Source organism: Pseudomonas sp. NPDC088368, assembly GCF_044753445.1.
Classification (GTDB): domain Bacteria; phylum Pseudomonadota; class Gammaproteobacteria; order Pseudomonadales; family Pseudomonadaceae; genus Aquipseudomonas; species Aquipseudomonas bambusae.
In genome coordinates, this window is record NZ_JBIVNG010000011.1 from 126,503 (window position 1) to 152,195 (window position 25,693).

Annotated in this window: 25 protein-coding genes and 1 pseudogene; 15 read left to right on the top strand and 11 right to left on the bottom strand. The window is 58.5% G+C overall.

The window, feature by feature from the left end; translation table 11 throughout:
* Positions 1–68 precede the first annotated feature (68 nt).
* Entirely contained in the window at positions 69–1,007 is a 939-nt protein-coding gene (locus tag ACIQAL_RS23810) for a MerR family transcriptional regulator (protein WP_401149962.1), read from the top strand.
* 83 nt (positions 1,008–1,090) lie between these two features.
* On the opposite strand, the gene ACIQAL_RS23815 is transcribed toward ACIQAL_RS23810, so the two are convergent.
* A complete protein-coding gene (locus ACIQAL_RS23815) occupies positions 1,091–1,696 on the bottom strand; it encodes a hypothetical protein (RefSeq protein WP_401149964.1) in 606 nt (201 codons plus the stop codon).
* Positions 1,697–1,778: 82 nt separating this feature from the next.
* A complete protein-coding gene (locus tag ACIQAL_RS23820; protein ID WP_401150145.1) occupies positions 1,779–2,225 on the bottom strand; it encodes a PAS domain-containing protein in 447 nt (148 codons plus the stop codon).
* A gap of 99 nt (positions 2,226–2,324) precedes the next feature.
* On the opposite strand from ACIQAL_RS23820, the gene ACIQAL_RS23825 reads away from it, so the two are divergent.
* The gene (locus ACIQAL_RS23825) at positions 2,325–2,780 is read left to right on the top strand and encodes a flavodoxin (protein ID WP_401149965.1); all 456 of its coding nucleotides are present in this window, start codon (positions 2,325–2,327) and stop codon (positions 2,778–2,780) included.
* A gap of 30 nt (positions 2,781–2,810) precedes the next feature.
* On the opposite strand, the gene ACIQAL_RS23830 is transcribed toward ACIQAL_RS23825, so the two are convergent.
* Positions 2,811–3,683 carry a LysR family transcriptional regulator gene (locus ACIQAL_RS23830; RefSeq protein WP_401149966.1) on the bottom strand — a complete coding sequence of 291 codons (873 nt, stop codon included), beginning with the start codon at positions 3,681–3,683 and terminating at the stop codon, positions 2,811–2,813.
* A gap of 141 nt (positions 3,684–3,824) precedes the next feature.
* Between ACIQAL_RS23830 and ACIQAL_RS23835 the strand changes: the two genes are divergently transcribed.
* The 6 genes from ACIQAL_RS23835 to ACIQAL_RS23860 all read left to right on the top strand — a co-directional run bounded on the left by ACIQAL_RS23835 (position 3,825) and on the right by ACIQAL_RS23860 (position 8,552).
* Positions 3,825–4,214: a CidA/LrgA family protein gene (locus ACIQAL_RS23835; RefSeq protein ID WP_401149968.1), complete on the top strand. Its 390-nt coding sequence runs from the start codon at positions 3,825–3,827 to the stop codon at positions 4,212–4,214.
* Positions 4,211–4,897: an LrgB family protein gene (locus tag ACIQAL_RS23840; RefSeq protein ID WP_401149970.1), complete on the top strand. Its 687-nt coding sequence runs from the start codon at positions 4,211–4,213 to the stop codon at positions 4,895–4,897. The genes ACIQAL_RS23835 and ACIQAL_RS23840 overlap by 4 nt, the downstream gene beginning before the upstream one ends.
* 168 nt (positions 4,898–5,065) lie before the next feature.
* Complete coding sequence (locus tag ACIQAL_RS23845) at positions 5,066–5,836, top strand: class II aldolase/adducin family protein (RefSeq protein WP_401150147.1); 771 nt, start codon at positions 5,066–5,068, stop codon at positions 5,834–5,836.
* The gene (locus tag ACIQAL_RS23850) at positions 5,836–6,810 is read left to right on the top strand and encodes an alpha/beta fold hydrolase (protein ID WP_401149972.1); all 975 of its coding nucleotides are present in this window, start codon (positions 5,836–5,838) and stop codon (positions 6,808–6,810) included. Before ACIQAL_RS23845 ends, ACIQAL_RS23850 begins: the two co-directional genes overlap by 1 nt.
* Before the next feature lie 120 nt (positions 6,811–6,930).
* Positions 6,931–7,842, top strand: a complete 912-nt coding sequence (locus tag ACIQAL_RS23855) for an SDR family oxidoreductase (protein WP_401149974.1) — start codon at positions 6,931–6,933, stop codon at positions 7,840–7,842.
* Positions 7,843–8,027: 185 nt separating this feature from the next.
* Positions 8,028–8,552, top strand: coding sequence for a hypothetical protein (locus ACIQAL_RS23860; RefSeq protein ID WP_401149976.1), 525 nt, complete (start codon positions 8,028–8,030; stop codon positions 8,550–8,552).
* A 49-nt stretch (positions 8,553–8,601) separates the two neighbouring features.
* On the opposite strand, the gene ACIQAL_RS23865 is transcribed toward ACIQAL_RS23860, so the two are convergent.
* A complete protein-coding gene (locus tag ACIQAL_RS23865; RefSeq protein WP_401149978.1) occupies positions 8,602–8,997 on the bottom strand; it encodes a hypothetical protein in 396 nt (131 codons plus the stop codon).
* 626 nt (positions 8,998–9,623) lie between these two features.
* On the opposite strand from ACIQAL_RS23865, the gene ACIQAL_RS23870 reads away from it, so the two are divergent.
* Positions 9,624–13,136, top strand: a complete 3,513-nt coding sequence (locus ACIQAL_RS23870) for a dermonecrotic toxin domain-containing protein (RefSeq protein WP_401149980.1) — start codon at positions 9,624–9,626, stop codon at positions 13,134–13,136.
* Here the strand turns inward: ACIQAL_RS23870 and ACIQAL_RS23875 are convergent.
* On the bottom strand, positions 13,090–13,893 hold the full coding sequence (locus tag ACIQAL_RS23875; RefSeq protein ID WP_401149982.1) for a SirB1 family protein: 804 nt from the start codon (positions 13,891–13,893) through the stop codon (positions 13,090–13,092). The genes ACIQAL_RS23870 and ACIQAL_RS23875 overlap by 47 nt on opposite strands.
* A 197-nt stretch (positions 13,894–14,090) precedes the next feature.
* Here ACIQAL_RS23875 and ACIQAL_RS23880 point away from each other — a divergent pair, with 197 nt between their 5' ends.
* From ACIQAL_RS23880 to ACIQAL_RS23895, 4 genes are all read left to right on the top strand, one after another.
* Positions 14,091–15,113, top strand: coding sequence for a Glu/Leu/Phe/Val dehydrogenase dimerization domain-containing protein (locus ACIQAL_RS23880; RefSeq protein ID WP_401149984.1), 1,023 nt, complete (start codon positions 14,091–14,093; stop codon positions 15,111–15,113).
* Positions 15,114–15,216: 103 nt separating this feature from the next.
* The gene (pdhA, locus tag ACIQAL_RS23885; RefSeq protein ID WP_401149986.1) at positions 15,217–16,317 is read left to right on the top strand and encodes a pyruvate dehydrogenase (acetyl-transferring) E1 component subunit alpha; all 1,101 of its coding nucleotides are present in this window, start codon (positions 15,217–15,219) and stop codon (positions 16,315–16,317) included.
* The gene (locus ACIQAL_RS23890; protein ID WP_401149988.1) at positions 16,307–17,323 is read left to right on the top strand and encodes an alpha-ketoacid dehydrogenase subunit beta; all 1,017 of its coding nucleotides are present in this window, start codon (positions 16,307–16,309) and stop codon (positions 17,321–17,323) included. The genes pdhA and ACIQAL_RS23890 overlap by 11 nt, the downstream gene beginning before the upstream one ends.
* A gap of 18 nt (positions 17,324–17,341) precedes the next feature.
* Entirely contained in the window at positions 17,342–18,448 is a 1,107-nt protein-coding gene (locus ACIQAL_RS23895) for a dihydrolipoamide acetyltransferase family protein (protein WP_401149991.1), read from the top strand.
* A 35-nt stretch (positions 18,449–18,483) separates the two neighbouring features.
* Here the strand turns inward: ACIQAL_RS23895 and ACIQAL_RS23900 are convergent, their stop codons facing one another.
* Positions 18,484–18,756, bottom strand: coding sequence for a YebG family protein (locus ACIQAL_RS23900; protein ID WP_166597177.1), 273 nt, complete (start codon positions 18,754–18,756; stop codon positions 18,484–18,486).
* 316 nt (positions 18,757–19,072) lie between these two features.
* Here ACIQAL_RS23900 and ACIQAL_RS23905 point away from each other — a divergent pair, with 316 nt between their 5' ends.
* Both ACIQAL_RS23905 and ACIQAL_RS23910 read left to right on the top strand, forming a co-directional pair.
* Positions 19,073–19,510: a phosphate-starvation-inducible protein PsiE gene (locus ACIQAL_RS23905; RefSeq protein WP_166597176.1), complete on the top strand. Its 438-nt coding sequence runs from the start codon at positions 19,073–19,075 to the stop codon at positions 19,508–19,510.
* Positions 19,511–19,617: 107 nt separating this feature from the next.
* Positions 19,618–20,139 (top strand): GNAT family N-acetyltransferase, encoded by a 522-nt coding sequence (locus ACIQAL_RS23910; RefSeq protein WP_401149992.1) that lies wholly within the window; start codon positions 19,618–19,620, stop codon positions 20,137–20,139.
* 42 nt (positions 20,140–20,181) lie between these two features.
* Here ACIQAL_RS23910 and ACIQAL_RS23915 read toward each other — a convergent pair whose 3' ends face one another.
* The 5 genes and pseudogenes from ACIQAL_RS23915 to ACIQAL_RS23935 form a co-directional block, all read right to left on the bottom strand.
* Positions 20,182–21,729: a glycosyltransferase family 61 protein gene (locus tag ACIQAL_RS23915; protein WP_401149993.1), complete on the bottom strand. Its 1,548-nt coding sequence runs from the start codon at positions 21,727–21,729 to the stop codon at positions 20,182–20,184.
* A gap of 299 nt (positions 21,730–22,028) precedes the next feature.
* Positions 22,029–22,676, bottom strand: coding sequence for a dihydroxyacetone kinase subunit DhaL (dhaL, locus tag ACIQAL_RS23920; RefSeq protein WP_401149994.1), 648 nt, complete (start codon positions 22,674–22,676; stop codon positions 22,029–22,031).
* Between the two features lie 3 nt (positions 22,677–22,679).
* A complete protein-coding gene (locus ACIQAL_RS23925) occupies positions 22,680–23,681 on the bottom strand; it encodes a dihydroxyacetone kinase subunit DhaK (RefSeq protein WP_401149996.1) in 1,002 nt (333 codons plus the stop codon).
* 44 nt (positions 23,682–23,725) lie between these two features.
* Positions 23,726–24,856, bottom strand: a complete 1,131-nt coding sequence (locus tag ACIQAL_RS23930; protein ID WP_401149997.1) for an alcohol dehydrogenase catalytic domain-containing protein — start codon at positions 24,854–24,856, stop codon at positions 23,726–23,728.
* 31 nt (positions 24,857–24,887) lie between these two features.
* Positions 24,888–25,646 (bottom strand): annotated as a pseudogene (locus ACIQAL_RS23935) (SDR family oxidoreductase).
* Between the last annotated feature and the right edge of the window lie 47 nt (positions 25,647–25,693).

Below are 25,693 nucleotides of genomic sequence, written 5' to 3' on the forward strand. Positions count from 1 at the left end.
GTTTTCCTTGATTGAATCCCGGCAGATGTACAATCCTGTTTCTAAATAACTTCAAGACGGACACTTTCATGACTCAGTTGCGCAGTGCGTCATCTGAAAACGATGAGGAGCTGTTGCCCATTCGCGAGTTGTCGCGCCTGACCGGTGTCAACTCGGTCACGCTTCGCGCATGGGAACGCCGTCATGGCTTGATCACACCCATCCGTACCGACGGCGGACATCGGCTTTATACCCACGCGGATGTGGCGACGGTTCGCAGCATTCTCATGTGGACCGAGCGCGGAGTGGCCATCAGTAAGGTTGGAAAAATCCTTGCCGATACCCGCGATCTGAATGCCAAGGCGCGAGGGCCGCTGAGTGTCGTCGACAGCGCGGGGAAAGAGGCGTGGCAAGGGCGACTGCGTCAAGCCACCGAAAATTTCGACGAACGCTGGCTGGATCAGATCTACGATCAGGTCCTTTTCGCCTACCCGGTTTCAGTGGTCTTCGAGCAGATTCTGATGCCGGTCTGGTACGACCTCGTCGCTCGTCATGACGCGTTTGGCCCTCTCAGCGAATGGCTGTTCTTCGACCACTTCCTGCGAGGGCACGCACTCCAGCGGCTCACTTCTGCGCGAGCAGACGCCGATTATCGGGTTCTGGTGGTCGCCATGCCAGGTGGATGCAGGGAGCTGGAACTGTGGGTTGCCGCTTTGCTGATGACCTCTGAGCGTACATCGATCAGTGTGCTGGCGCCGGGGCAGCCGCTGGAAGAACTCGGGCTCGTTTGCGGCAAGATCAAACCTGACGCGTTGGTGTTGTTCTCTGATCAACTGCCCTCGGCCGACTTCAGCAGAAAGCTGGAAAGGCTTGCGCTGGGGCTTGCCTGCCCGCTGCTGCTGGCGGGCAAAACCGCTGACATGGCGCAGGCCAGTTTGCAGGGTTCGATCGTAGGGTGTCTGAGTAGTGACGCAGGCGTGATGCAACAACGCTTGCAGCAGTTTCTGTCGGGGCGTCTCGATACTTGAGAGCCGCCGCGAGTTTTGAGCCTTAAGCGGCAAGTGGGGCGGCACGGTCAATTTTGCAGCTTGCCGCTCAAAACTCGCCGCTGCTACAAATGCATTGAAGGATGAATCTTGCGGTGTTCCTGAAGGATGTACTGCCGCAGGCGCTCGGTGTCTTCCTTGCTGTTCTGGCTCAAGCGGTACGCGGCGAGGCCCTGTTCAGTCAGGCGCTCAAAGGTGCCGCGCAGGGCGATGGGGGCAAGGCCGGCCGGGGTAAACCAGGCGGAAAAATACTTGGGCGGCTTGGTCTGTTTGCGGATTTCCAGCAGGATGCCTTTAAAAGAAATCTCGTGCACCCACAGGGCCGTCAGCGCGCCTTTCTCGGTTTCCAGCGCCATGGGCTCAGGCAAACTCAAACGCCACGGACGGATGCGCGGGCCTTCTTCAAAAATGCTGGGGGCGCCCAACTCCAAGTGCAGTGCGTGGAATTCGTCTTCAACCAGATGCAGCGGAAAGGTCATCTGCTGGTTGTCGAACTGGGCTCGAATTGTCACTTGCTCATGAGCGGCGAGGCGCGTCAGCAGGTCCTGAATCTGGACACCGCCGTTGACCACCAGGCTACGGGACTTGTCGCGCAGGTTCAGCTTGGGGTTGTGCTGCATGTTTTGGATGAAGTCCAACTCATCCTGCGTGAGAATGTTGTCGCGCTGCATGGTCAAGCTCGATTAACCGGTTATTGAAAAAGCAGACATTAAATTCGCTTTTTGGTTGCTGCCGTTCGTCAGTTACAAGGTATTACCGCTTTAGCGCCGCTATTTCCAAGCGAGCTTGCGCCAGTTCTGCCTGCAATTCGACAACTTTTTGTTGCGTTTGCACGTGGTCGGTCACGTCCTTCTGTATGCCAATGAAATACAAAAGTTTTTCAGCATCGTTGAAGACGGGCGTGATCGAGAGTTCGTTCCAGAATGCGCTGCCGTCCTTGCGGTAATTGCGCAAAATCTGACGGCAGGGTTGCCCATTTTTCAGGGCTTCGCGGATGGACCGGCGCGCGAACTGATCGCGGTCGTCGCCCTGCAACAGGCGGCAATCCTGATAGAGCACCTCATCGGCGCTGAATCCGGTCAGCCGTTCGAACGCTTTGTTGGCATATATAAGGATGTTGTCGTCGCCCTCATGCTCGGCGATCACGATCCCGTCGATCGAGGCGTCGATCGCCAATTGCATCAGCTTTGCGTTGATCATCAACAGCCTCCGTGCGATTGCGCAAAGGCCGCATTCTAAGACATTGCGCTCGACTGGGGCATAATGCCGCACGATTTCAATCAGTCACAGGATCACACAATGAAAGTCGCCATTGTTTCGGGCTCGGTGTATGGCTCTGCCGAAGAAGTCGCCCGACACGCCCAGCAAATTATCCAAAAGTCCGGCCACGAAGTCTTCTTCAACCCGCGCGCGACGTTGGCCGATCTTCAGGCATTTGCCCCCGAAGCGTTTCTGGCCGTGACATCCACCACCGGCCTGGGTGAACTCCCTGACAACATTCAGCCGCTGTACTCGCAGATCCGTGACGTGCTGCCCGCTGCATGGCGCGGCCTGCCTGGCGGCGTCATTGGTCTGGGCGACGCAAGCTATGGCGACACGTTCTGCGGCGGTGGCGAACAGTTGCGCGAACTGTTCATGGAAGTGGGTATTCGCGAAGTGCAGGACATGCTGCGGCTGGACGCCAGCGAAACCGTGACCCCGGAAAGCGACGCCGAGCCGTGGCTCGCGGAGTTCCTCGAAAAGCTCGGCGCCTGACCGGTCGGACGGGCGCCGAAGCGTTGCGGCTTACTTGCGCATCAGCGCCAGCCACGCCTGAGCGGCTTTGGACAGGTATGCGCCTTCACGCCAAATGAAGGCGATGTCCCAGCGCAAGCTTTCAGGCGCTTTCAAGGTGAGGTGAGCGACACCCGGCCGCACCAGCGCCCGCGCGACGACCTGCGGCAGCAGCACGACGCCTTGCCCTGCCGCGACCAGCGCGACGAGGAAATCTGCCTGTCCGCTGCGCCCGCCTTCTTTGGGGGTGAAGCCCACTTGCTTGCACGCCTGCAGCAGTCGATCGTTAAGCACGAAGCTACGTTGATACAACAGAAAGGGTGTGTCAGCGAGCTGGCTCAGTTCCACTTCCTTCAGGTGCGCCAGTGGGTGGTCGATCGGGAGCAGGGCATCCATCGGCTCGTCGCAGAACGGTTGTGATGCGAACATCGGGTCATCGGGGGTCAGGCTCGCGCCGATTTCCAGATCGCCCGTCATCACAGCCCGCTCGATGGCGCGACTGCCGTCTTCGAGCAAATGAATGGTGACGTTGGGGTAAAGCCGCCGGTATTCGGCGAAAGCTTTGGCGAACAGCGTGTCACTGCCCAGCATCGGCAGGCCGAGGCGCAACTCACCGCGTGCCAGATTGCTGAGGTCGTCCAGCTCTCGCAGCAGACCGTTACGCAGGATGAGCATCTCTTCAGCCCGGTGCAGCACGACCTTACCGGCGGCGGTCAGGTTGACCTGTGACCCTTGGCGATCCAGCAGGCTGACCCCCAGGCTTTCTTCCAGTTGTGCAACCTGTTTACTCACCGCTGACTGACTGATGAACAGTGTGCGAGCGGCTTGGGTGAAACCGCCTTCCCGCACCACCTCAATAAAGCTGCGAAGCTGTTTGAATTCCACGTTGAATACTGTCTGCCGGGATGAGATATGCCGACAGTGTGAATGATGCGATTCCATATTGGAATCGCTAAAAGTCTCACAATTCGTTTTTGGGATGTTAAGTCAATCGTTAGACTGGAGCCCTCAGAGGGCTGAATGACCATGAAACGATTGTCTCGACTCGCACGGCTGGTGGGCGAACTTGTCGCCTTAATCGCGACTTACCAAGTGGGTTGCGAGATTGTGTTGTGGCTTAACCTCCCTATCCCAGGTGGGGTTGTCGGCCTCGGGCTGTTGCTGGTGGTGTTCGCCAGCGGCGTACTCAACCCCGCTACCTTGCAAACCGGTGCGGGCCTGTTGCTGGCCGAGATGTTGCTGTTCTTCATTCCTCCGTTGATGAGCCTGCTGGACTATGGCGCGCTGGTCCGTCACGAAGGCTGGCGCATCATGCTGGTGATTGGGTGCAGTACGTTGATGGTCATGCTGGTCACGGCCTGCACCGTCGAAATGGTCTGTCGCCTGAAGGACCGAACTGCGGAGGGCGGGGCATGACTTTTGAGCCAATGCCGATCTTCTGGCTGCTGATCACGGTGACCGCGTATGTCAGCAGTCGCTGGTTGTACCGTCGGACCGGTCGGTATTTGCTGTCGCCGCTGATCCTTGTTCCTACGGTTCTAATGGCCATTGCTGCGCCCATGCACACGGGCTACGCCGAATATTCCGCCAACACCCACTGGCTGATGCTGGTGCTCGGCCCGGTCACCGTGGCTTTCGCCGTGCCGATCTGGCAGCAGCGTGCGTTGCTCGCCCGGCACTGGCCCGCCTTGCTAATTGGCATGTTGGCGGGAAGTGCCGCCTCGATTGCCAGTTCGTTCGGGCTTTCCAGGGTGATGGCTCTGGACACCTCGGTGGTGATGTCGTTGGTTCCTCGCTCGATCACCACGCCATTTGCGATGCCCCTCGCACATGACTTGGGTGGCGTACCGGAACTGACCGCTGTATTTGTGATGTGCACCGGTGTCTTCGGCGCGGCATTGGGTGGCGTGCTACTCAAATGGCTGCCGCTGCGCACTTCATTGGCCCGTGGCGCGCTGTTTGGCGTGGGCGCGCATGGTGCTGGCGTGAGTCGCGCTCGGGAGGTGGGGGGAGAAGAAGGCTCCGTGGCTGGACTGGTCATGGTGCTCACCGGCATTCTCAATCTCTTCGCGGCGCCCTTGCTGGTTTGGATGCTCTGAAAGCTTTGCGCTAGAGCCATCGCAGCGCCTCTGACTCGCCGGGCCACTAACGTGGCTGCGAAGGCAAGTACCGCTTGTTCCCGGTCTGACTAGACTGCTGATCCATTAGAGCAGAATAACCGCCGAGGAACGCCGATCGTGAAAGTCGCCCAAGTAGCCGCCGATGGCGTGAGCCACATCCACCCCAGCGTCAAAGAGCGGGTCAGCCCCGAAGAGTGGCAGGCTCGCGTAGACCTTGCCGCGTGCTACCGGCTGGTGGCCCTTCACGGTTGGGATGATCTGATTTTTACTCACATCTCGGCCAAGGTGCCCGGCACCGAAGATTTTCTGATCAACCCCTACGGGATGATGTTTCACGAGATGACGGCGTCCAGCCTGGTCAAGGTCGATCAGTCGGGCAAGAAACTCATGGACAGCCCCTACGACATCAACCCGGCGGGCTACACCATCCACAGCGCGGTGCATGAAGTCCGTCATGACGTGATGTGCGTCATGCACACCCACACGGCGGCAGGTGTTGCGGTGTCCGCGCAGAGACAAGGCGTGTTGCCGATCAGCCAGCAATCGCTGTTTGTGCTGTCGAGCCTGGCCTATCACGGGTATGAAGGCGTTGCGCTGAACCATGAAGAGAAGGCCCGTTTGCAGGCAGACCTGGGGCCCTCCAACTTCCTGATGCTCAACAATCATGGGCTTTTGACCTGCGCCTCCAGCATCGCGGACACCTTTCTAATGATGTTCACCTTTCAGCGGGCCTGTGAGATTCAGGTGCTCGCCCAAGGTGGCGGGGCCGAACTGATCCCTATCGACGGACAGATTCTCGCAGGCGCGAAGGCGATGGTCGCCGGCGTAACGCGCAGCGCCGAGGGCATGGGTGGCAAATTGGCCTGGCCTGCCTTGTTGCGCAAACTCGATCAATGTTCTCCGGGATACGCGCAGTAATGTGTCTCTCGGAAATCCCCCTCAGCGTCTGGCGCAGACGAGGCCATGACTTCGTGTTTCGCGGCCATCGCATTCGCTATTGGGCGGCCGGGCAGGGCGAACCCTTACTGCTGATCCACGGTTTTCCTACGGCAAGTTGGGATTGGCACTACTTGTGGCAGCCGCTGGCCCGCCGCTACCGGGTCATCGCCTGCGACATGCTGGGATTCGGCGACTCCGCCAAACCTCGGGATCATGTGTACAGCCTTATTGAGCAAGCGGATCTTCAGCAGGCGTTGCTCGGCCATCTGGAGGTGAGCCAGCCGGTGCACATCCTCGCCCATGACTACGGTGACAGCGTCGCCCAGGAACTCTTGGCGCGGCATGCCGAGGGGCGGTTTGACATGGGCAGCTGCGCGTTTCTCAACGGCGGCCTGTTTCCGGAGGCGTATCGACCGTGCCGGGTGCAGAAAATGCTGCTTGGCCGATTGGGCTGGGTGGTGGGGCGCCTGTTCGACCGCAACAGCCTGGACCATGACTTCAGTCGGACATTCGGGCCCGACACCCGCCCCAGTGAAAGCGAACTGGATGATTTCTGGAGCCTGATTTCAGCTGGCCGAGGCCATCACATGCTGTATCGCCTGATCAATTACCTCCCCGAACGCGTAGAGCTGCGCGACCGCTGGGTGCAGGCGATGCAGCGCAATCAAGTGCCAATGCGCTTCATCAACGGCGCCGCCGACCCGATTTCAGGGCGCCATATGGTGGAGCGCTATCGTGAGCTGATTCCCGACCCGGACACCATCTTGCTGCCGGATGTGGGCCGCTACCCCCAGACGGAGGCTCCCGCACGTGTCTTGAGCTGCTACGAGGCGTTTCGCGCTTCAGCCGCTGACTTCAGACCTCCAATTGTCGTGCCGCTGGCGATCCAGAACAGTAAGCCTGCCAATCATCCCTTTGTGTTATCGAGCACCATTCAGAACGGCTCGTATTGATTGTGACCCGCCAGCGACTGGTTGACACTCCATGACTGTTTAGCACGCCCTCGAACGCACCAGCTGATTGGCGCGGACCTCACGGAATCGAGTGCGTGCCTCATCATTGGGGAGTGCGGCATGAGTGAGTCCATACGTTTCGAAGACAAAGTGGTCATCGTCACGGGTGCCGGCGGCGGGCTGGGGCGGGCTCACGCCTTGCTGTTCGCCCGTCACGGGGCGCGCGTGGTGGTGAATGACCTGGGCGGTTCGGCCCATGGTGAAGGCGCCAATGCGTCGGCAGCCGACCGCGTCGTGGCGGAAATTCGCGAAGCGGGCGGCCAGGCAATGGCCAATCATGATTCTGTGACCGATGGCGACAAGATCGTCCAAAACGCGCTGGATGCGTTCGGTCGCGTAGACGTCGTGGTGAACAACGCGGGGATTCTGCGCGACAAGAGTTTCGCCAAAATGGAAGACGCTGATTGGGAGCTGGTTTACCGGGTCCACGTCGAAGGCGCCTACAAGGTGACCCATGCCGCCTGGCCCCATCTGCGCGCGCAGAACTACGGGCGGGTCATCTTCACCTCGTCCACGTCCGGGATCTACGGCAATTTCGGCCAATCCAATTACGGCATGGCCAAGCTCGGCCTCTACGGCCTGACCCGCACACTGGCGCTGGAAGGGCGCAAGAACAACATTCTGGTCAACGCCATCGCACCGACCGGCGGCACGAGAATGACCGAAGGGCTGATCCCGGCCAGCGTCTTCGAGCTTCTCAAGCCTGAACTCGTCAGCCCATTGGTGGTGTACCTGGGCAGTGAACATTGCCAAGAGAGCGCCGGGTTATATGAAGTCGGAGGCGGCTGGATAGGCAAGGTCCGCTGGGAACGCAGCATCGGCGCCGGGTTCGACCCAAGGGCAGGGTTTTCGCCAGAGGATGTCGCCGCGCAATGGACCACCATCAACGACTTCACCGACGCCACGCATCCTGGCGACAACGTTGAAGCGCTGAAGGAAATGATGGCGAATCTGCAGAGGTTTGCGGGTTGAAGTCGAGGCTGGGCGTGACCGTTTCAGCGGAGTGGAACGGGTCAATTTTGTAGGGCCATTATTGGCTTGTTTGTAGGAAGGGTCTCTTTACGAGGCAATGATTCCGTCTTCAGGTTTTTTGCCTCAAGCCTGGGACGGCGCCCCCGATAGGACGAACGTAATCGTTCCTATCGTGGAGGTCGAAAATGCTTCAGAATTTTTCCGAAATAAATCGCCGGCTCAGTACTTATGCCGTGCTTCCAGATAACCGGTTCCGGACTCAATCAGGGGCTTCGGAGCAGGAAGAAAGTGTCAAGCAAAAAGTCAGACAGTACTGGGCTGACGAAAGCATCTCCAATAAAGAGAAATTGAAGGGCTTCAACCTGGACCTGTCAGGTTTTGATCCCAGGAATACGACCAACCGACAATTGCGTGAAATTGGCAATGTACTGGTGGACATGGGCATCATTGATTACGGCACGTCGGGGTGGCTTTCGGGCATTGATCTGGATTTTGATGCGCAGGGAAATGAAATAAGCCTCGATAAGAAAGTGGATATGTATGACTACTTTGAGCGTCAACTCGGGTTTCTCAATAAGCACATATCGGAGGGACACGGGTTTGCCAGAGATACGCTGACCAAGCTGAAAACGGTCATGTCGGTCACGCTCGCGCTTGAGGAACATGCCAATACGCCTCGCGAAAGGTCTTTGGTTAACATCCGAACATGACCGAGATCATGAAGCCGGAGCGGTGAGTCGGTCACCGCTCCGGCGCCCCTTACAGCGGCACAGAGAAACTGCCGCGATAAGCGATAGGTGTTGTGCCATTACGATTATCGAGAATCACCCGAAAGCTGCCACCGCCCCATTTGGCAGACGGGTCGTGTGCATCTCTTGCAACAGTGACCCAGCCACCGCCTTGGAGCTGTTCCACTGTCACAGGCTGCAGTGACCCCTGTTGAGTTCTCAACGTGATGTTGTGAAGTGTTGTTCCGCAATTGACGGTATAGCTGTGAACCACTTTGTACTCGCCGGGCTGTGCTACGCCTGGTGACATCTGGTTGCTGTACCTGAAGCAGGGAAATGCTTGAGAAGACGGTGCTGCCGTGGCGGTGCTTGCAAGATGAGTCAGACTCAATGCCAGTATAAAAACTGCTATTTTTTTATTATTCATGATCAAACCTCATTTATTTAAAAGCGCTCAACATCGGCCCGTAAACGTGGAATCCACATCCTGCCGATAACTACCTTTAAACATATGATCTTGTAGGACTGCTGCTAATAATCCCGTAAGGCATTTCTGATCGCACCCGAATCCCATGGAGCGCCCACCGCTGCTGCATACGAAGTGCCGTCGCTACCGTAAATAGACATCCCAAAAAAAAGCCGCTGCAAACGCAGCGGCTAAATATGACGTCAGATCCAGGAGCTTGAAAATCTACGTCAGGAAATCCATTGAGAGGCCTGAGGTGAAAACACCGTCAGACGAAATAAGAGGGATTTCCAGTTCGCGACGAGGGTGACCGCGAAGTGAGTGAATGATAGGTGTTTCTCGGTGGCTTAAACATCGGCGTTTACGACATGCAGTTTTACCCAAGCGGCAACAATGTGATTTTTCCTGGCAGCTGGTCCGATGATTCCTACGCAGGCTGTCATGGGGTGCAGCCGCTGCATATAAATATGTACCGCTACCCAGGACGTGTGAGGTCGTTTCATAAGCGCTCACTTTCGCCGATTACCTGTTTTCTCGTTCGGCTGGATGCCGAGTGGGGGTAAGCGACCTACCTTGGAGCTGTACCCATGAATGCTGTTCTTGAACCCAAAGTCGAGCCCGCGACTTCTCAGACCTTCGATCAGATCACTCAACACCTGACGGCGTTGTCCACAGCCAGTTCGGGCTGTCAGCAGGTACTCACGCCTAGCCATACGCTACGCGAATGGGTGTCTGAGCGACTGCGCGAGGGCATTAGTCAGGTCCGTGCGGGTACTGATCTGGCCGTGTCCAACCCTGATGCAATCTTCTGCAACCGCTCTGGAGACGATGCGATTGCCTCCACCAGCATGACTGACCTTCTGATAGAAACGTTGCGTGCGGGAACATCGGTTGACGCGATAACCGAAGGCGGTTTTTACACCCGCCATGCCACGGTCGATGAAATGTACGCGTTGACCGTGGAGCAGAACCAGCACATGTGGCAGGTTCTGGAGGGCCTGGCACCCACTGCATTCGTCGACTACGGGGCTTACCTGCGCGACCATTGGGGAAAGATGATCCACTTTCCCGGCATGTTCGAACGCATTGAGTCAGTCGGTGATGCGTTGATGAGCTTGCACCGGGAAGCGTTGAAGCACGAATTCGATCTGCGCGTCGCGTGCCAGGCCATGTTGGCATCGGATCGCAGTCGTTTGTCGAGTGTTGTCGTCGACGGCACTGTCGCCGGGGTCTATGGGGTGTCGCTCGATCTGCAAGACGCCGGGCCTGCCGCGCTGCTGCCCGTTTATGTCGTCAGCGGGTCGAACGAGCAGGCCGATGAGCCATCAGCGCCGGTGTTTCTCGTGATGCCTTGCAAGGGGGTTGAAGCTTTCAAGTCCATGGACAGTCTGCGTGAAACGTTGAGCAGCCGATTATCGCTCGACACTCGTGACCCGCATCTGGTCAGTGCACTGCCGCTGTCCGACCAAGCGCGGCTGGCTCTGAGTCAAAGCGTTACTGCCGATGCCTGGATATTTGAGCCGTTGGCCAGTGCGCTGCTGGAGGATCACCTGCGATTCGTGCAGACGAAGCAAGCGCAGGACTTCGCTTACCTGCTGGAGCAATCGACGCCGGATGCCGCTATCTGGCACGAGCGCGTCGACGCCGCCCAGTTGTGCAGCCATTTGGACGAGGCAATGGGGCACCGATTCAATCTTTTGTCGGTCAGGGCAGACGACCTCTCGGCACCTGAGTGGCGCAAGTTCGCTCAGCCGGCCGACAAGCGTCATCTGCTGGAGCTTGAGCGGCGCCATCGGACGCTCAAGCACGACTTGGCGCAAAGACTCGCCGGGGTGGAGTCGATCACTGTCTTCGCGTTCAACGAGCTAACGAGTGCGATGCAGAATCGCCTCGGGTGCTCGATTGATCCCAACGCCGTCACCCTGACCCTTGAAGACTCCATCCCATCGGGCGACGGCGACAGACTTTCCGTTAAATACGAAAAGACGTTATTGGAGTTTGCGACGTCAGGATTGCCTGACACGAGTGGGCCGATGAGTTTTGCGCCGGCCATCAATCATCTTCACGCTGAGTTCTCGGAAGCCTTCGTTCGCATGCTTCTCTCGGATCTGAATCTTCACCATCGCTACGGGACAGCGTTGCGGCAGGCTTATGAAGATGCCGATAACATCCGGCAACTGGTAAAACATCGCGACAGCGCTATAGCCTTGAGCGCGTTCTCGGCGTCCCTGCAAGGTCACCTGATTCAGGATCGCAGCCATGAGCTGTTGAACATGATTCGCGGCGACGGGCGAAAGGAGGGATCGACCTACAGCATCGGTAGCCTTTATCTGTTGGAAACTCATACGCGCTTCAATGACTTCATTGTTTTTCAGGATAAGGCCGGCTCTGATGAGCACTACGTGTTGTATGCTCCAGGCGCACCGCGGGGGCAGGACTTCTTCGAGTTCGGATCGTGGCGGCAATTGTGTTTCAAAGTTGGCGAGTGGCTGGCAACCGAGGCGGGGCGTTCCTTTGTCCATGCCCAATTGACCGGCCCGACGGAAAGCGGCCACGCTGCCGTGATTAACAACGTGCACCTGAAGCCTTCGCTATGGGGGCTGAACAGTTGTCTCTTCGTGCGTTGTACGGGCAGTACGTTCGAGCAGAATCTGGCCGATCTGATTGGCCAAAAGGTGTCCCGGACCTTGCAGGCGGCAGAAGGCGCTGCGCCGCTGCTGGACAGCCAGACCTCTTTTGCGAGTCCTTCGATTCAAGCCCTCATGGAGGCTCGAATCGAGGCGCTAAATGCCGAGTTCATACGCATCAGCGATGGGTTGATCGATTACAGACGCTATGCTCATGCGCACACGACCTCAGTGCTGAACGCCTTCCTCCGTGAAAATGGCTACACCCGAAACGTCGACCCTGACACCTTGTATCTCGGCCTTGGCGAGCCCTACAACAACGCCCCCGAATTCGGTGAGCATACCGAGCTGCATCAGTTGACCCAGCTTGTGATGGACGGCAGTGAGGACATTCTGAGTCATCGACCTCAGGTTCATCTGTACTCGTCGACCGGGCTGAACGTGACCATGCTCCCGGTCACGGTATTTCACTTCATGGATAAACAGATCCGGGAATTCGATCTGGGCGCGAAATACATGAATTTCATGGAGCGGGAATTCCTTGGCCGTCAAAGTCCGCTTTACGCTCGTCGAAAACGGTTGATGGCCAAGCGTATCCAATATGAAATGTCACGCGGTGCGTTGAGAGAGTTCATGCGAGGCGAACTCAGCGAAGGCCAGTACAGCTGGTTAAGGCGTGCGATCATCGGGTTCGATCGCGACGCGACAACCACCTCCCCCACGACCGGTGTGTCAGCGTTCACCATCGCCGGACAAATCATCGAAGGTGTCTATATCTTCCGGGATTTCGGCAAGACCGATCCTGACTTCAATCTGCTTTACACCCCAAGCTCGCCTGACGGTGTCCACTTCAGAGCGTTGAGTGACTATGCCCAGTTGTTGGCGTCGTCGCAGATGCAGAATTATTACTACAGCCGGGCCGCTTATCAGGGGCAGCCCCAAGTCGGCAGTTACTTCGATGAGCTTGAGCGGGGCGGCAAGTTCGATGAAGATTTCATCCGTATCGTGAATCGCATCGAAAATCGCATCGCCGATGCGGAGCGGATGTACGGAGACATGCTCGAACGCATGATCGCGGATGTCGATGCCCAGACCGAAAGCCATGCCGAAGCGCGGTTTTCAACAGCCTGGACGATTATTCAGTGGTTGGGCACCATGCTCTCGATACCCTTTCCGATAGTCAGCATCGGCTGGGGATTTTTCACCAGTGCGGTGACGATCTACCAAGGGCTCGATGCCTACCTTTCAGGCGACCGGGCCGCGGCACTCCCGCTCTTGCTGGAGGGCATACTGGGTCTGGCCACAGCAGGAGGCGCAAGATTGCAGTTGTTCAATGCGTCGCAGCTGGCGGCCAAAGGGGCAGCCCTTCCAACAGGAGTCTGGGTGTGGAACACGTTGGAAGGCAAGGGCAAATTTCAGGAGGCCGTCAATGAATACCTCCGCGGGACGGCAGAGTCACTAATCTTTGAGTGAGCCTGATCCGTTGAACAGGGTCTTCGCTCAACAATAGCGCGTGTTCCAGGTCGTAACGCTCGGCCTGCGGGCACTCCAGCGCCTGGTACAGGCTGGCGCGTGCGAGGTAATCGCTGGTGTTGGCCTGTCCCAGTTCAAACACCCGGTTGGCATCTTTCAGGGAAGCGATTGCATCGTCATTGATGTGATGCAGGTGGCGCAGGTTGCGTGACAGGCGCTGCAGCATGGCCTGGGGTGTGGCGGTACGCATGTGTTCGGCCTTGAGCGGCATGTCCGGCCCGAACTGGCGCAGCAGCAGTTCGCGGCAATCCTTGGGATAGAGCCTGCGGCCGCCGCAAGGGTCGAGGGTATGGTCAGCGCCCGGCACACGCAGCAAGAAGTGACCGGGAAAGTTGACGCCCTCAAGAGGGATTTCCAGACGGCGCGCGAGTTCCAGCGCAATCATCGCCAGCCCCAGCGGCTGGCCTCGGCGACGCTCGACAATCTTGTCCAGCAAGGCAACCTGCGGCTTGGGTTGGGCGACATCATCCTGTTGAAATCCGATAGCCGTCATATGGCGCAGAAGCGGTTGCGCCAGTTCAGTGGCAGGCAGCATCGGCAGAGTGGCGCTGACCTGGCGCTGAAGTTGATCGATCCATTCGAAAACCTGCCGAGGATCGACCAGCGCATCGTGTTCGACACCGATCCACAGCGCTGCTTCGAACGTTGCAGGTGGCACGCTGTGGAAGCAATCGAGGCATTTTTGGCGTGGATTCATCGACTTCTCCGACCGGACCAGGCGTCTGAAATGCTGTTCCAGGAAGCTTCGTTTTAGCCCCCCGTGTGGGGTTTCGTCCAGTGCCCAAGACCGATTGGCGGCTTCAGGTCGGCAAGTTGTCAGGATGTTCCCATCGCTGCCGCCGTTTTTTCAGCGAACGCCTATACTCGCAGTACAAAAAAACGGGAGCACTGCCGATGTTCGCTCTCATGCAAAATTCACACATTCAATCGCTGCACATGGTCGTCGATCCACAGACCTGCCTTAAAGCCGTGGTGGCGATTCACAGCAGCCGCAAGGGCCCGGCCCTCGGTGGCTGTCGCTACCTGTCCTATCCAAATGAAGACAGCGCCATCGAAGACGCCATTCAATTGGCGAGGAACATGAGCTACAAGTCAGTGCTCGCGGGCCTGTCGCTGGGCGGCGGAACGGCGGTCATTTTGCGGCCCGCTCATGTGCCGGACCGCGCCGCGCTGTTCGAGGCCTTTGGCCGATTCGTCCAGACCCTGGACGGCCGCTACATCACGGCCATCGACAGCGGCACGTCCAAAGAAGACATGGACTGCATCGCGCAATACACCCAGCACGTCACCACGACTACGAAATCCGGCGACCCCACGGCTTACACGGCGTTGGGCTTGTATGCAGGCATTCGCACCACGGCCATGGCCCGGTTGGGAAGCGACAATCTGGAAGGGCTGCGCGTCGCGATTCAGGGGCTGGGGCACGTGGGATGGGCGTTGGCCGAGCAGCTCCACGCGGCGGGTGCCGAGCTGCTGGTCGCTGATCTGGACAGCGGAAAGGTGCAGTTGGCGATGGAGCAAATGGGCGCCAAGCCGATTGCCATCGAAGCGCTGCTTAGCACGCCTTGCGACATTCTCGCGCCCTGCGGCCTGGGCGGTGTGCTGAACAGCCACAGCGTCACCAAACTGCGTTGCGCCGCGGTGGCCGGGGGCGCCAACAACCAACTCAGCTGCGCGGCCATCGCCGACCAGCTCGAATCCCGAGGCATCCTCTACGCGCCCGATTACGTGATCAATTCCGGCGGCCTTATCTACGTCGCGCTGCAACATCAGGGAGAAAACCACAGCACCATCACCGCACATCTGTCCCAGATAGGAACACGGCTGACTGAAGTATTTGCCCATGCCCAGGCCGAGAAGCGCTCACCCGCGCGGGTGGCCGATGCATTGGCAGAGCGCCTGTTGAACCTTGAGTAGACGCCTTACCGGCATCGCTCAATCAAGGCTCGCCATCACAAGTGGCGAGTTGAGACCACCACGCGCGCGCTGTGCTGCATGCCGCGCGTGCCAGGAGTGTGCAATGTCCCATAACAAGATCGATCTTGCGTACACCCGTTATCTGTCCCCCGACGGTCGCCTGACCGGAGAGCTTCCCCCTTGGGCCGATGACTTCAACCTCCTCACCCGCCTCTACAAACACATGGTTCTGACCCGGCTTTTTGACCAGAAAGCCGTCGCATTACAGCGCACCGGGCGCATCGGCACTTACGCCCCGACGCTCGGTCAAGAGGCTATCGGCGTCGCCATTGGCAGCCTGATGAAGCCGGAAGACGTGCTGATTCCCTATTACCGGGACACGGCCGTGCAGCTGATGCGCGGCGTGCGCATGGAAGAAATTCTGCTGTATTGGGGCGGTGACGAGCGTGGCAGCGATTACGCAGAGCCTGCTGTCGCCCAAGACTTCCCGCTTTGCGTGCCCATTGCGACTCAAGCGTTGCACGCGTGCGGGGTAGCCAGTGCGTTCAAAATTCGTGGCGAACACAGGGTGGCCGTGACCACCTGCGGCGACGGCGCTACCAGCAAAGGCGATTTCCTTGAAGCTTTGAACGTCGCGGGCGCGTGGCAGTTGCCGGTGGTGTTCGTGATCAACAACAACCAATGGGCCATTTCGGTGCCCCGGCGCATTCAGTGTGGCGCGCCAACCTTGGCGCAGAAGGCCATTGGCGCGGGATTTCAGGGTGAGCAGGTCGACGGCAATGACATTCTCGCGGTGTATGACCGCATGCAGATTGCGCTGGAACGGGCGCGCAAGGGCAAAGGCCCGGTTCTGCTGGAGTGCCTGAGTTATCGGCTGGGCGACCACACCACCGCCGACGACGCTACGCGCTACCGGCCGGCCGATGAAGTAAAACAGGCATGGCAGGAAGAGCCGATCAAACGCCTGCAATCGTTCATGGCCAGTCAGGACGTGTGGGATGAAGGCCGCGAACAGGCGCTCATCACCGAATGCCAAGGGCTGGTGCAGCGCTCCGTGGACAACTTCGAAAGCGCCGGCAATCAGGCTCCCGAATCCGTGATTGATCACGTTTACGCGAAATGGCCGGTGCCGCTGGCGGATCAGTGCGAGTGGTTCCTCGAACGCGTGGCCCGTCGTAATGGAGGTGCCGATCATGGCCAATGATCAGTCTTCAGACAAACTCCCGGCAGACAAGAAAGTCAGCCTGCTGGAAGCCGTTAATCTGGCGATGCACCGAGCCATGGGCGAGGACGAAAACGTCGTGGTGCTGGGCGAAGACGTCGGCGTCAACGGTGGGGTGTTTCGCGCCACACAAGGGCTGCGAGACACGTTCGGCTTCAAGCGCGTAATCGATTCGCCGCTTGCGGAAACCATGCTCGGCGGCCTGGTCGTTGGCATGGCGGCACAAGGGCTGAAACCGGTCGTGGAAATTCAATTCCTCGGCTTCATCTATGCCGCTATGGAACATCTGGTGTCACACGCCTCCCGCATGCGCAATCGCACACGGGGTCGCCTGAGCTGCCCGATGGTGTTGCGTTCGCCCATGGGCGCGGGTATTCGCGCACCGGAACACCACAGCGAAAGCACCGAAGCGATCTTCGCTCATGTGCCGGGGTTGCGCGTGGTCATTCCGTCATCCCCTGCGCGGGCCTATGGATTGTTGCTCGCGGCCATCGACGACCCGGACCCGGTGATCTTTCTCGAACCGACGCGCCTCTATCGCATGAACCCGCAACCCCTCGTCGACGACGGGAGACGCCTGCCGCTGGACACCTGTTTCACCTTGCGTGAAGGCAGCGACATCACCCTCATCAGTTGGGGCGCCAGTGTTCACGAAACGTTGCAGGCCGCGAGCGCGCTGGCCGAAAAGGGCGTATCAGCCGAGGTGATTGACGTCGCCTGCGTCAAACCGCTCGACCTCGACACCCTGGAAGCCTCGGTGCGCAAGACCGGCCGCTGCGTGATCGTTCACGAAGCACCGCGTTCCGGTGGGCTGGGCGGGGACATCGCGGCGAGCCTTTATGAACGGGTGTTTCTGGATCTGCAGGCGCCGATTCAGCGGGTCACTGCGCCGGACATCCCGCCGCCGCTGTACCGGCTGGAGCAGCTCTACATCCCCAGCGTCGAAGACATTCTTCACGCGTGTGACAGCGCCCTGACTTTCGCCTGATGGCCGAGGAGGCTTGCGATGAAATATTTCAAACTGCCCGACCTGGGCGAAGGCTTGCAGGAAGCGGAAATCGTCGAATGGCACGTCAAGGCGGGCGATACGGTGCAGGCTGACCAACGGATGGTGTCGGTGGAAACCGCCAAGGCCATCGTTGATATTCCTGCCCCCTACGATGGCGTGGTGGCGAAAGTGTACGGCGGCGATGGCGACATCTTGCACGTGGGTGAACCGCTGATGGCGTTCGAAGGCGAGGGCGATGCGGGCACGGTCGTCGGGCGTCTCGAAGGGGGCGGCAACAGTCAGGATGATCAGTTCTTTGTCGGCGCGGCGCCCTCGACCCGCGAGCATCTGTCGACTCGCGCCACACCCGCCGTTCGACAATTGGCGCGTCAACGGGGTGTCGATCTCAACGCGCTGAGCGGTTCGGGCAGTGATGGCTTGATCACCCGCGCGGATGTGGAAGGTGCTTCTCAGGCCGAGCGCGACAAGTTTGGCGGCGAGAAGCTGCGAGGCGTACGCAGGAGCATGGCGCTGAACATGGCCAAGTCCCACGCGGAAGTGGCGCCCGTCACGATCTTCGGCGATGCGGACTTGCATCAATGGGGCGCGGCGCGCGATCCGCTGATTCGTATCGGCAAGGCGATAGCAGCGGCGTGCAAGGTCGAGCCCGTTCTCAATAGCTGGTTCGACGGCAAATCGCTATCGATCAAGCACCATGACAATCTTGATCTCGGGATTGCTGTCGACACGCCGGATGGCTTATTCGTGCCGGTGCTCCGCGATGTCGGCAATCGCGAGTCCGTCGATTTGAAAGAGGGCATGAATCGTCTGCGCGCCGACGTGGAAGCCCGCTCGATTCCACCTCGGGAAATGATGGGCGCCACGATCACCTTGTCCAACTTCGGCACCTTGTTCGGGCGCTACGCCAACCCGGTGGTCGTACCGCCACAAGTGGCGATCATCGGCGCGGGGGGCATTCGGGAAGAACCGGTGGCCATGAACGGCGAAGTCGTCATTCATCCGATCCTGCCCCTGTCACTGACCTTTGATCATAGAGCCGTAACGGGAGGCGAGGCGGCGAGGTTTTTCAAGGCGCTGGTCGAGGCGCTCGAACAGCCGGAGTGATGAACACGCTGGCTGTCGTTTCGAGTGTGAACGAATCAGCTTTCGCTGTCGGCTTCGCCAGGACTTGAGAGCTCGTTCAGCGCGGTGGCGTTGTTCTTGAACGCCGCCGCGAACACGGCGCGGTTTTTCGCCATGTAAATGCTCGCGTCTTCGGCATGCTTCTCTGACAAGCCCGGTACGTTTTTCATCAGCACGTCGGTAAGGAGCTCGGCCAGCTCAAGCATTTGATCATGCGCATCGGCGAGTTTGCGGTCCACGAACGTAGTCTCCAAATCGCGGGTACTGCGGTAAAGGGTTTCAACAGCCATTTTGGCCTCGTCGTCATGTCCAGTGTGGTGAGGTTGGCCCCGCGCTCGGCGGCATCAATGGCCAACGGTAAGCTCATCGCAATTACTGTTTATTTATACAGTGCGCAGCATAAGGCAATCGTTACGATCTGGATAGTGGCAATTCACGCGCATTTCTAGCGCCTACCCGCTGCCTTGCGACAACCGGTCGCGTTCACAACCATAGCCGATGGCCCCTTTAATGCACGGCAATCCCAAGGTTCGTCAGGGATTGAGTGTGGGTCGTAGCAGTGCTTGAACATTTTTGCCGGTTTGGCGAGCGATAGGGAGTAAACGCATGAAATGGGCAGATCGGATGCGCATCAGGCTTCATGCCGGGGCGAACAGCCTGGGCAATCTTGGGGTGGAGTTATTTCATTACCTTGCGCTGTTCGGGATTGGTGCAATTACTGTCTACGCGGGCATCACCGCGTTTATTGAAATGCTTCATCAAGATACGATTAGCGTCGACGACATTCTTCTGCTGTTCATCTACCTTGAATTGTTGGCGATGAGCGGCATCTACTTTCGCACCAACCACATGCCGCTCAGGTTCCTGCTTTACATCGGTGTAACGGCATTGATTCGTTTGCTGATCAGTGATGTGTCGCATCACAAATCGCCCGATGAAGGCATTCTTTATTTGACGGGCGGGGTGGTGCTCCTTTCGGTGTCCATTCTGGTGGTTCGGTACGCTTCTGCCCGGTTTCCCTCGGTGAAAGAAAAAGCCGAGTGACGAGATTTAACGCGTCCGACGGGCTTCCTGGCGGGTTGTGCAGGCGCTGGAGGTCAAGGTAGGCTTTCGGGCATCAGGTGCACAACGAAATACAGCAGAGGCGATAAATGGAGTTGTCTTCGAAATCAATCCGGCTTCGACTGATAGAGGAATCGGACGCGGCGTTTATTCTCACGTTACGTCTGGACCCGCGATACAACACGTTTTTATCTGCCGTCGTTGCCGACGTCGCCGCTCAAAAGAAATGGATATCCCACTACAAAGAGGATGAAGCCAAAGGCGCTCAGTATTACTTCATCATCGAAAGGCTCGACGGGACGCCTTGTGGCACCGTCAGGGTCTACGATATGAGAGAGGATTCTTTCTGTTGGGGAAGCTGGATACTCAACGAAAACAAAACCCGTTATTCCGCCTTGGAAAGCGCGTTTCTGGTGTACACGTTCGGTTTTGAGCACCTCGGCTTTAACAAATGTCACTTCGATGTCAGAAAAGGAAATACCAAGGTCATTTCCTTCCATGAAAAAATGGGCGCCTATCGCACTGGCGAAGATGATGTGGATATTTTCTTCGAGATCACGCCCGATGCCGTGGCGGCGGCCCGAGAGCATCTTGCGAGCAAGATTGTGTAGTCGAGGTCGGCGGACTTTGGCGAGCCGACCACGTTCGGATGATCAGACAGGGTTGCTTGTCTTTGAAGCGACCCACTCATGGATGGGTTTCAAATCGAGGGTGTAGTCGTGAAAGTAGAGCGCCCGTGAATTTGAAGTGCCTGCGGGGTACAGGATGTAATCCATCTCGACGCCGTTGATGTCTGCGATATTGGAAAAGCAGGCCGTCTCGCCAAACTCCATCGGCATCCAGCACAACGCGCGGGTGCCTGGCGATGCAAATATCAAGTTAGTCCACGCAGCACCTGTAGGGCCCATGATCAATTCGGCGTTAGCGATCACAGAAATCTGATCGGCGATGTCAAGGTCGTCCATGTAGACGGGCTCGAAGCCATAGGGCTCAAGTAGCGTGATCAATTCCCGTTGATTGTATTTGCGCAGGTAATCCTTACGGGCCAGCAAAATGCGAGTCGGCATTTTCCTGGGCGGGTGGCTGCTCGTGAGATGGGTGATGGTCTGGCGTAGAAAATGGATGGACTCTGGCCTGGCGAAGCTGTTCTCCGCACACCCTACAACGGGGCCTCTGTAGTTGGGGACGAGATTGACAGCGGCGCTGATCATTAACAGATCGTCTACGTTGTAAGCGGTCATCGATTTCAGGAAAACGATGTCATGCCCTTCGGTAAGGCCATCCAGCATGAACCGTATCGCGGGTATTTTCTGACTGCGTTCCGAGATCAGCAATGGGTAGTTTGAAAACGGCTGAGGTAATTCACGGATGAACTGTAATTGGGTCAGGGTTTCAGCCACCCAATGGTAGTAGTTAAGCTCGTTAACCCCGTTGATGATAATGCCTTTGGGAATGTGTTCGGCTGACTCACTCGGGCGAACCAGCGCCAGGTGTTCACCGTGATAGATCACAGGCCCCGCACAATAATCTGCGGTGGGCGTAGCGGTTGTGGTCACACGTTCCACGACCAGGACGCCGTCAGGCAGTTGCACGGATCGTGAGGTGGAGTACACGGTGGCTTTGTTGAACCGGTAGAGGGAAACCTCGGGAATCAACAGGCGTTTAGGCGGTGTATGAACCCCGAGTACTCTGGGCGGTTGTACAGAGCCCTGCATCGGCTCCCTGAAACGGTGCACTCGATAGGCCTCGCAAGTGTCTAGCCAAGCGAGATTCATGCGCTTGATCCCCGATGCTTTTCCGAAAATGAATGGGAAAATAGCGTCTGAGAGCACATCTCTTTTCTTGCACAGTCGATCGTAGAGGGCGAATAAAAATGTTTGCTTGATGCGCTTGAACCACGGGATGGCGGCACCCGCATGGAAAATGTTGATGATGTTGTCATCAATGTTCAGCGATGACACCAGCTGTTCATGTATTTCCAGGTAGTAATCGCTTGCGATCAGTATTTTGTCATAACGTAAATGAGGCAGTTCGGCGGGTGCGAATATCTTTGTTCCAAACAGGCGTTTTCCCTGCTTCTGCTTGTCGTTGTCCAGAAAACCTACGATGTTGTAACGGCCACTGTGTTGTCGATAACAGTTGATGCCCCCTGCGCCAGTGCCAAAGACTAAAACACGCGTTTTTCTAGACCATCGTTTCATTCGTTGTACATGCTTTTATGGTGTGTGTTGAGGCTGTCGAGTTGTCAGGGATTCGTCGTTTATCGGCGCTTCGGCTGTGCGCTGGAAACACCAGAATGGTAGTGGTTGACGTATTGAGGTGCAATCCGGGATTCGGAGCTTGATGCCGCAAAGGGGCGCGGGGAGAGGAAAGTGTTCGTGGGGCTCTATGTTATGGGCCCGCTAATATGGCGGGCACTCATGCAATAAGGCTCGCCGGGCGATAGCGTCTTGAGGTTGCTAACGCCAACAAGCCGTGCGGCTCCAGGTGAGTTCGAACGCTAGCCTTGCAGCCTCGGCTCCACCGACTCTGCCAGCCGCGTCAAAATCAGGCAGCACGACACCGCCCCCGCGTCCAGCACACCCAGCGAACGCTCGCCTAAACGACTGGCGCGGCCAATTTTGGCGATCAGGTCCTTCGTCGAATCACGCCCTTTGGACGCCGCCGCTTTTACCTGCGCCAGCAGTTCATCGAAGGATGCGCCTTCGCTGGCGGCCTTTTCTGCCGCTTCAACGGCGGGAATCAGTGTGTCCATCAGGCACTTGTCGCCCACGCCTGCGTCAGTGATGTCCTGCAATGACGTCAGACCGCCGCGCAACAATTTGGCGAATTGCGCCGCGTCGATGGTCTGGCTGTCGCGCACTTCGTTGGCCATGCCGATGAACAGGCTGCCGTAGAGCGGCCCCATCGAGCCGCCGATGCCTTCCATCAGGCTCAGGGTCAGTTCGTCCAGGGCTTCGGCCAGACTTAGCTGTCTGCCTTCGATGGTCCGACCGCAATGGGCGAAGCCTTTGGCCATGTTGATGCCGTGGTCGCCGTCGCCGATGGCGCCGTCCACTTCGCTGAGGTATTCGCGGTTGGCGACGATCACGCTGACCAGATCGCCGACGATGGCGCTGCCCTCAGCGCTGGAAAAATGCTGGCTCATGATTCACTCCGTCTGGGTCAGTCCGATGGACTGGCAGGGTTGATCGATCAGGGTTTTCAGTTCGTCGTCCAGACCCAGCAGGGTCAGGGTGACGCCCATCATTTCCAGCGACGTGAAGTAATTGCCGACATAACAGCGATGCACCTTCAGGCCCTTTTCGGTCAGGAGTCGCTCGACCTCCGCGTAAAAGATGTACAGCTCCATGACCGGCGTCGCACCCAGACCGGAAACAAGGACCACAACGCTGTCGTCCTGATGGAAATCACGGTCGGCGAGGATCGGCTTGAGCATGCGCTCGGCCATCGCGGCGGCAGGCTCGATGGGCACGACTTCGATACCGGGTTCGCCGTGGTGGCCGATGCCCAGCTCCATTTGCCCGTCGGGAATCTGAAAGTTCGGTTTGCCCACGGCAGCGATAGTGCAGGGGGTGAGGCCGACACCGATGGAGCGGCAGTGATCCACCGCTTTCTGCGCGACGCGGATGACGCCGCTCAGGTCGTAACCTTGGGCAGCCGCGGCGCCCCCGATTTTCCACATGAAGATTTCGCCCGCCACACCGCGACGCTTGGCAATGTCTTCGCGCGGGGCCGACGCCACGTCGTCATTGGCAACGACCGTACGCACTTCGAGGTCTTTGCTGGCAGCCATTTTCATCGCCAGCTTCACGTTCATGTTGTCGCCGGCGTAATTGCCATAGAGGCAGGCAATGCCCGCGCCATGGTCCGCAGCGCGAAACGCGTCGAAAAAACTCTTGGCAGTGGGGGAGGAGAAGATTTCGCCCACGGCGACGGCATCGACCAGTCCCGGACCGACATAGCCGAGAAACGCGGGCTCATGGCCCGAGCCTCCACCGGTGACGATTCCGACCTGACCCGCGCTGGACGCCTTGGCCTTGGTGATGACCCGTGGGTTGTTTTCGTGCTGACGCAATTGCGGATGGGCGACGAGGATGCCGCGCAGCATGTCCTCGACCACCAGATCCGCATCATTTATCACTCGATTCATGACGCGTTTTCCTTGTTCTTTTTCTTGTTCAGTCGGCGTATCGATCAGGGCTCAAGCACCACTTTCAGAGAGCGATCACCTCGCTCCATGACCGCGAAGGCTTCTTTGAAATCGGCCAGTGCGAATTTGTGCGTGACCACATCGCGCATGTCAATCTTGCGATTACCGATGAAGTCGATGGCCCGTGGGTACATGTACGGCCCCAGGTGCGAGCCGAGCACGTCCAGCTCCTTGCGGTCGCCGATGATCGACCAGTCCACGGTGGCTTCGTCGTTGAACACACTGAACTCGACGAAGCGCCCCAGCTTGCGCAGCATTGCCAGGCCCTGATTGACCGCCTTGTGATGCCCGGTCGCTTCTATATAGATGTCGCAGCCGTAGCCTTCGGTGATGTCGCGGATTTTTTGCAGGACGTCTTCCTGTGCCGGGTTCCACACCTCGTCGGCGCCCATGCGCAGGGCGAGTTCGGCGCGCTCGGGTTTCATGTCCAGCACGATCAGGCGCTTGGGGTTACGCAGGCGAACGGCCCCGATGATGCCCAGCCCCAGCGTGCCTGCACCGGCGACCACCACGATGTCATCCAGACCGACGTTTGCGCGGTCAGCGGCGTGCAGCGAACAGGCGAGAGGTTCGATCAGGATCGCTTCGTCCGGCGCGATGTCGTCCGGCACTTTGTGCACGATGCCTTCCTTGGTGAAGATCATGTACTGCGCCATGGCGCCCTGAACGTTGTTCTGGAAACCGTACAAATCGTGTTTCTGGCACATCCAGTATTGGCCGTGGTTGCAGAAGCGGCAGCCCCAGCACGGCACGATCTGTTCGGAAATGACCCGGTCGCCGACCTTCACGCCACGCTTCTCGGCGCCGGGGCCCAAGGCAACGACGCGGCAAACGAACTCGTGACCGGGGATCATCGGCGGTTTGACGTAGCGCGGTTGCTCGGCGTCGCCCCAGAACGAAGGTGCGCCACGGTAGGTCTTGATGTCGCCCATGCAAATGCCGCACAGCTCGACTTTGGTCAGGATTTCATCCGGTCCAGGCGTAGGAACGGCGACCTGTTCGAGTCGGTAATCTTCCGGTCCGTAGCAAACCACCGCCTGCATGGTCGGCGGAATGACCGGGTTGAGGTGGTCGCTGGACGTGGTGGCGGGATTGCGCTCGATGACGGCGGACATAAAAAACCTCACAAAAAGAAAAAGAGTCGAATCACTGAATGCTGTAGCCGCCGTCGATCACCACGTTCTCGCCGGTGACCATCTGCGCGGCGCCACTGAGCAGGTACATGACCAGCCCGGCGACTTCTTCCGGCTGGGCGAAGCGGCCCACCGGGATTTGCTTCTTGGCCTGCTCGCCGCGCTCACCCGCCTAGGCTTTCTTGCCCAGCGCGGTTTCGACGATGGTCGGGGAGACGGCATTGACGGTGATGCCGTGGGCCGCCCATTCCATGGCCAGCACCTTGGTCATGCCGACCACGGCGGCCTTGCTGGCGCAGTAGGCGACGTGCTGGTCGAGGCCAATGACAGCGGCTTGCGAGGCCAGGTTGACGATGCGTCCCTGGCCTTGATCGATCATGTGACGGGCGCAGGCTTGAGCGACGAAAAAGCTGGCCTTGAGGTTGATATCGAGGGTGCTGTCCCACGTCTCTTCGGTCACATTCAGCGCTTTGTCGAGGAAAACCACACCGGCGCTGTTGATCAGGAAATCGATGCGACCGAAGCGGGTCGCGACGCTGTTGATCGCGTTCTGAATCTGGTCGAGCTGGCGCAGGTCGGCCACCACGCCGATGTGGTCCGGTCCGAGTTCGGCCGCCACGCCTTCAACGGCGGGATCGCGGTCGAGCAGGGCGACCCGCGCGCCGCATTCGGCGAGCAAGGTGGCGCAGGCCAGGCCGATTCCGGCGCCGCCCCCCGTGACCACGGCACAACGCCCCTTGAAGTCGAACGCGCGGTTGATGAATCCGGACATGGCCTGGCTCCTGAAGAGGCGGGTCGCGATGACCCGCACAGTGATTG

Bases quoted from the DNA above. Each gene is read 5' to 3' on its own strand.
- ACIQAL_RS23810 (WP_401149962.1), top strand. From the start codon at position 69: ATGACTCAGTTGCGCAGTGCGTCATCTGAAAACGATGAGGAGCTGTTG.
- ACIQAL_RS23815 (WP_401149964.1), bottom strand. From the start codon at position 1,696: ATGCAGCGCGACAACATTCTCACGCAGGATGAGTTGGACTTCATCCAA.
- ACIQAL_RS23820 (WP_401150145.1), bottom strand. From the start codon at position 2,225: ATGATCAACGCAAAGCTGATGCAATTGGCGATCGACGCCTCGATCGAC.
- ACIQAL_RS23825 (WP_401149965.1), top strand. From the start codon at position 2,325: ATGAAAGTCGCCATTGTTTCGGGCTCGGTGTATGGCTCTGCCGAAGAA.
- ACIQAL_RS23835 (WP_401149968.1), top strand. From the start codon at position 3,825: ATGAAACGATTGTCTCGACTCGCACGGCTGGTGGGCGAACTTGTCGCC.
- ACIQAL_RS23840 (WP_401149970.1), top strand. From the start codon at position 4,211: ATGACTTTTGAGCCAATGCCGATCTTCTGGCTGCTGATCACGGTGACC.
- ACIQAL_RS23850 (WP_401149972.1), top strand. From the start codon at position 5,836: ATGTGTCTCTCGGAAATCCCCCTCAGCGTCTGGCGCAGACGAGGCCAT.
- ACIQAL_RS23855 (WP_401149974.1), top strand. From the start codon at position 6,931: ATGAGTGAGTCCATACGTTTCGAAGACAAAGTGGTCATCGTCACGGGT.
- ACIQAL_RS23860 (WP_401149976.1), top strand. From the start codon at position 8,028: ATGCTTCAGAATTTTTCCGAAATAAATCGCCGGCTCAGTACTTATGCC.
- ACIQAL_RS23865 (WP_401149978.1), bottom strand. From the start codon at position 8,997: ATGAATAATAAAAAAATAGCAGTTTTTATACTGGCATTGAGTCTGACT.
- ACIQAL_RS23870 (WP_401149980.1), top strand. From the start codon at position 9,624: ATGAATGCTGTTCTTGAACCCAAAGTCGAGCCCGCGACTTCTCAGACC.
- ACIQAL_RS23875 (WP_401149982.1), bottom strand. From the start codon at position 13,893: ATGAATCCACGCCAAAAATGCCTCGATTGCTTCCACAGCGTGCCACCT.
- ACIQAL_RS23880 (WP_401149984.1), top strand. From the start codon at position 14,091: ATGTTCGCTCTCATGCAAAATTCACACATTCAATCGCTGCACATGGTC.
- pdhA (WP_401149986.1), top strand. From the start codon at position 15,217: ATGTCCCATAACAAGATCGATCTTGCGTACACCCGTTATCTGTCCCCC.
- ACIQAL_RS23890 (WP_401149988.1), top strand. From the start codon at position 16,307: ATGGCCAATGATCAGTCTTCAGACAAACTCCCGGCAGACAAGAAAGTC.
- ACIQAL_RS23895 (WP_401149991.1), top strand. From the start codon at position 17,342: ATGAAATATTTCAAACTGCCCGACCTGGGCGAAGGCTTGCAGGAAGCG.
- ACIQAL_RS23900 (WP_166597177.1), bottom strand. From the start codon at position 18,756: ATGGCTGTTGAAACCCTTTACCGCAGTACCCGCGATTTGGAGACTACG.
- ACIQAL_RS23905 (WP_166597176.1), top strand. From the start codon at position 19,073: ATGAAATGGGCAGATCGGATGCGCATCAGGCTTCATGCCGGGGCGAAC.
- ACIQAL_RS23910 (WP_401149992.1), top strand. From the start codon at position 19,618: ATGGAGTTGTCTTCGAAATCAATCCGGCTTCGACTGATAGAGGAATCG.
- ACIQAL_RS23915 (WP_401149993.1), bottom strand. From the start codon at position 21,729: ATGAAACGATGGTCTAGAAAAACGCGTGTTTTAGTCTTTGGCACTGGC.
- dhaL (WP_401149994.1), bottom strand. From the start codon at position 22,676: ATGAGCCAGCATTTTTCCAGCGCTGAGGGCAGCGCCATCGTCGGCGAT.
- ACIQAL_RS23925 (WP_401149996.1), bottom strand. From the start codon at position 23,681: ATGAATCGAGTGATAAATGATGCGGATCTGGTGGTCGAGGACATGCTG.
- ACIQAL_RS23930 (WP_401149997.1), bottom strand. From the start codon at position 24,856: ATGTCCGCCGTCATCGAGCGCAATCCCGCCACCACGTCCAGCGACCAC.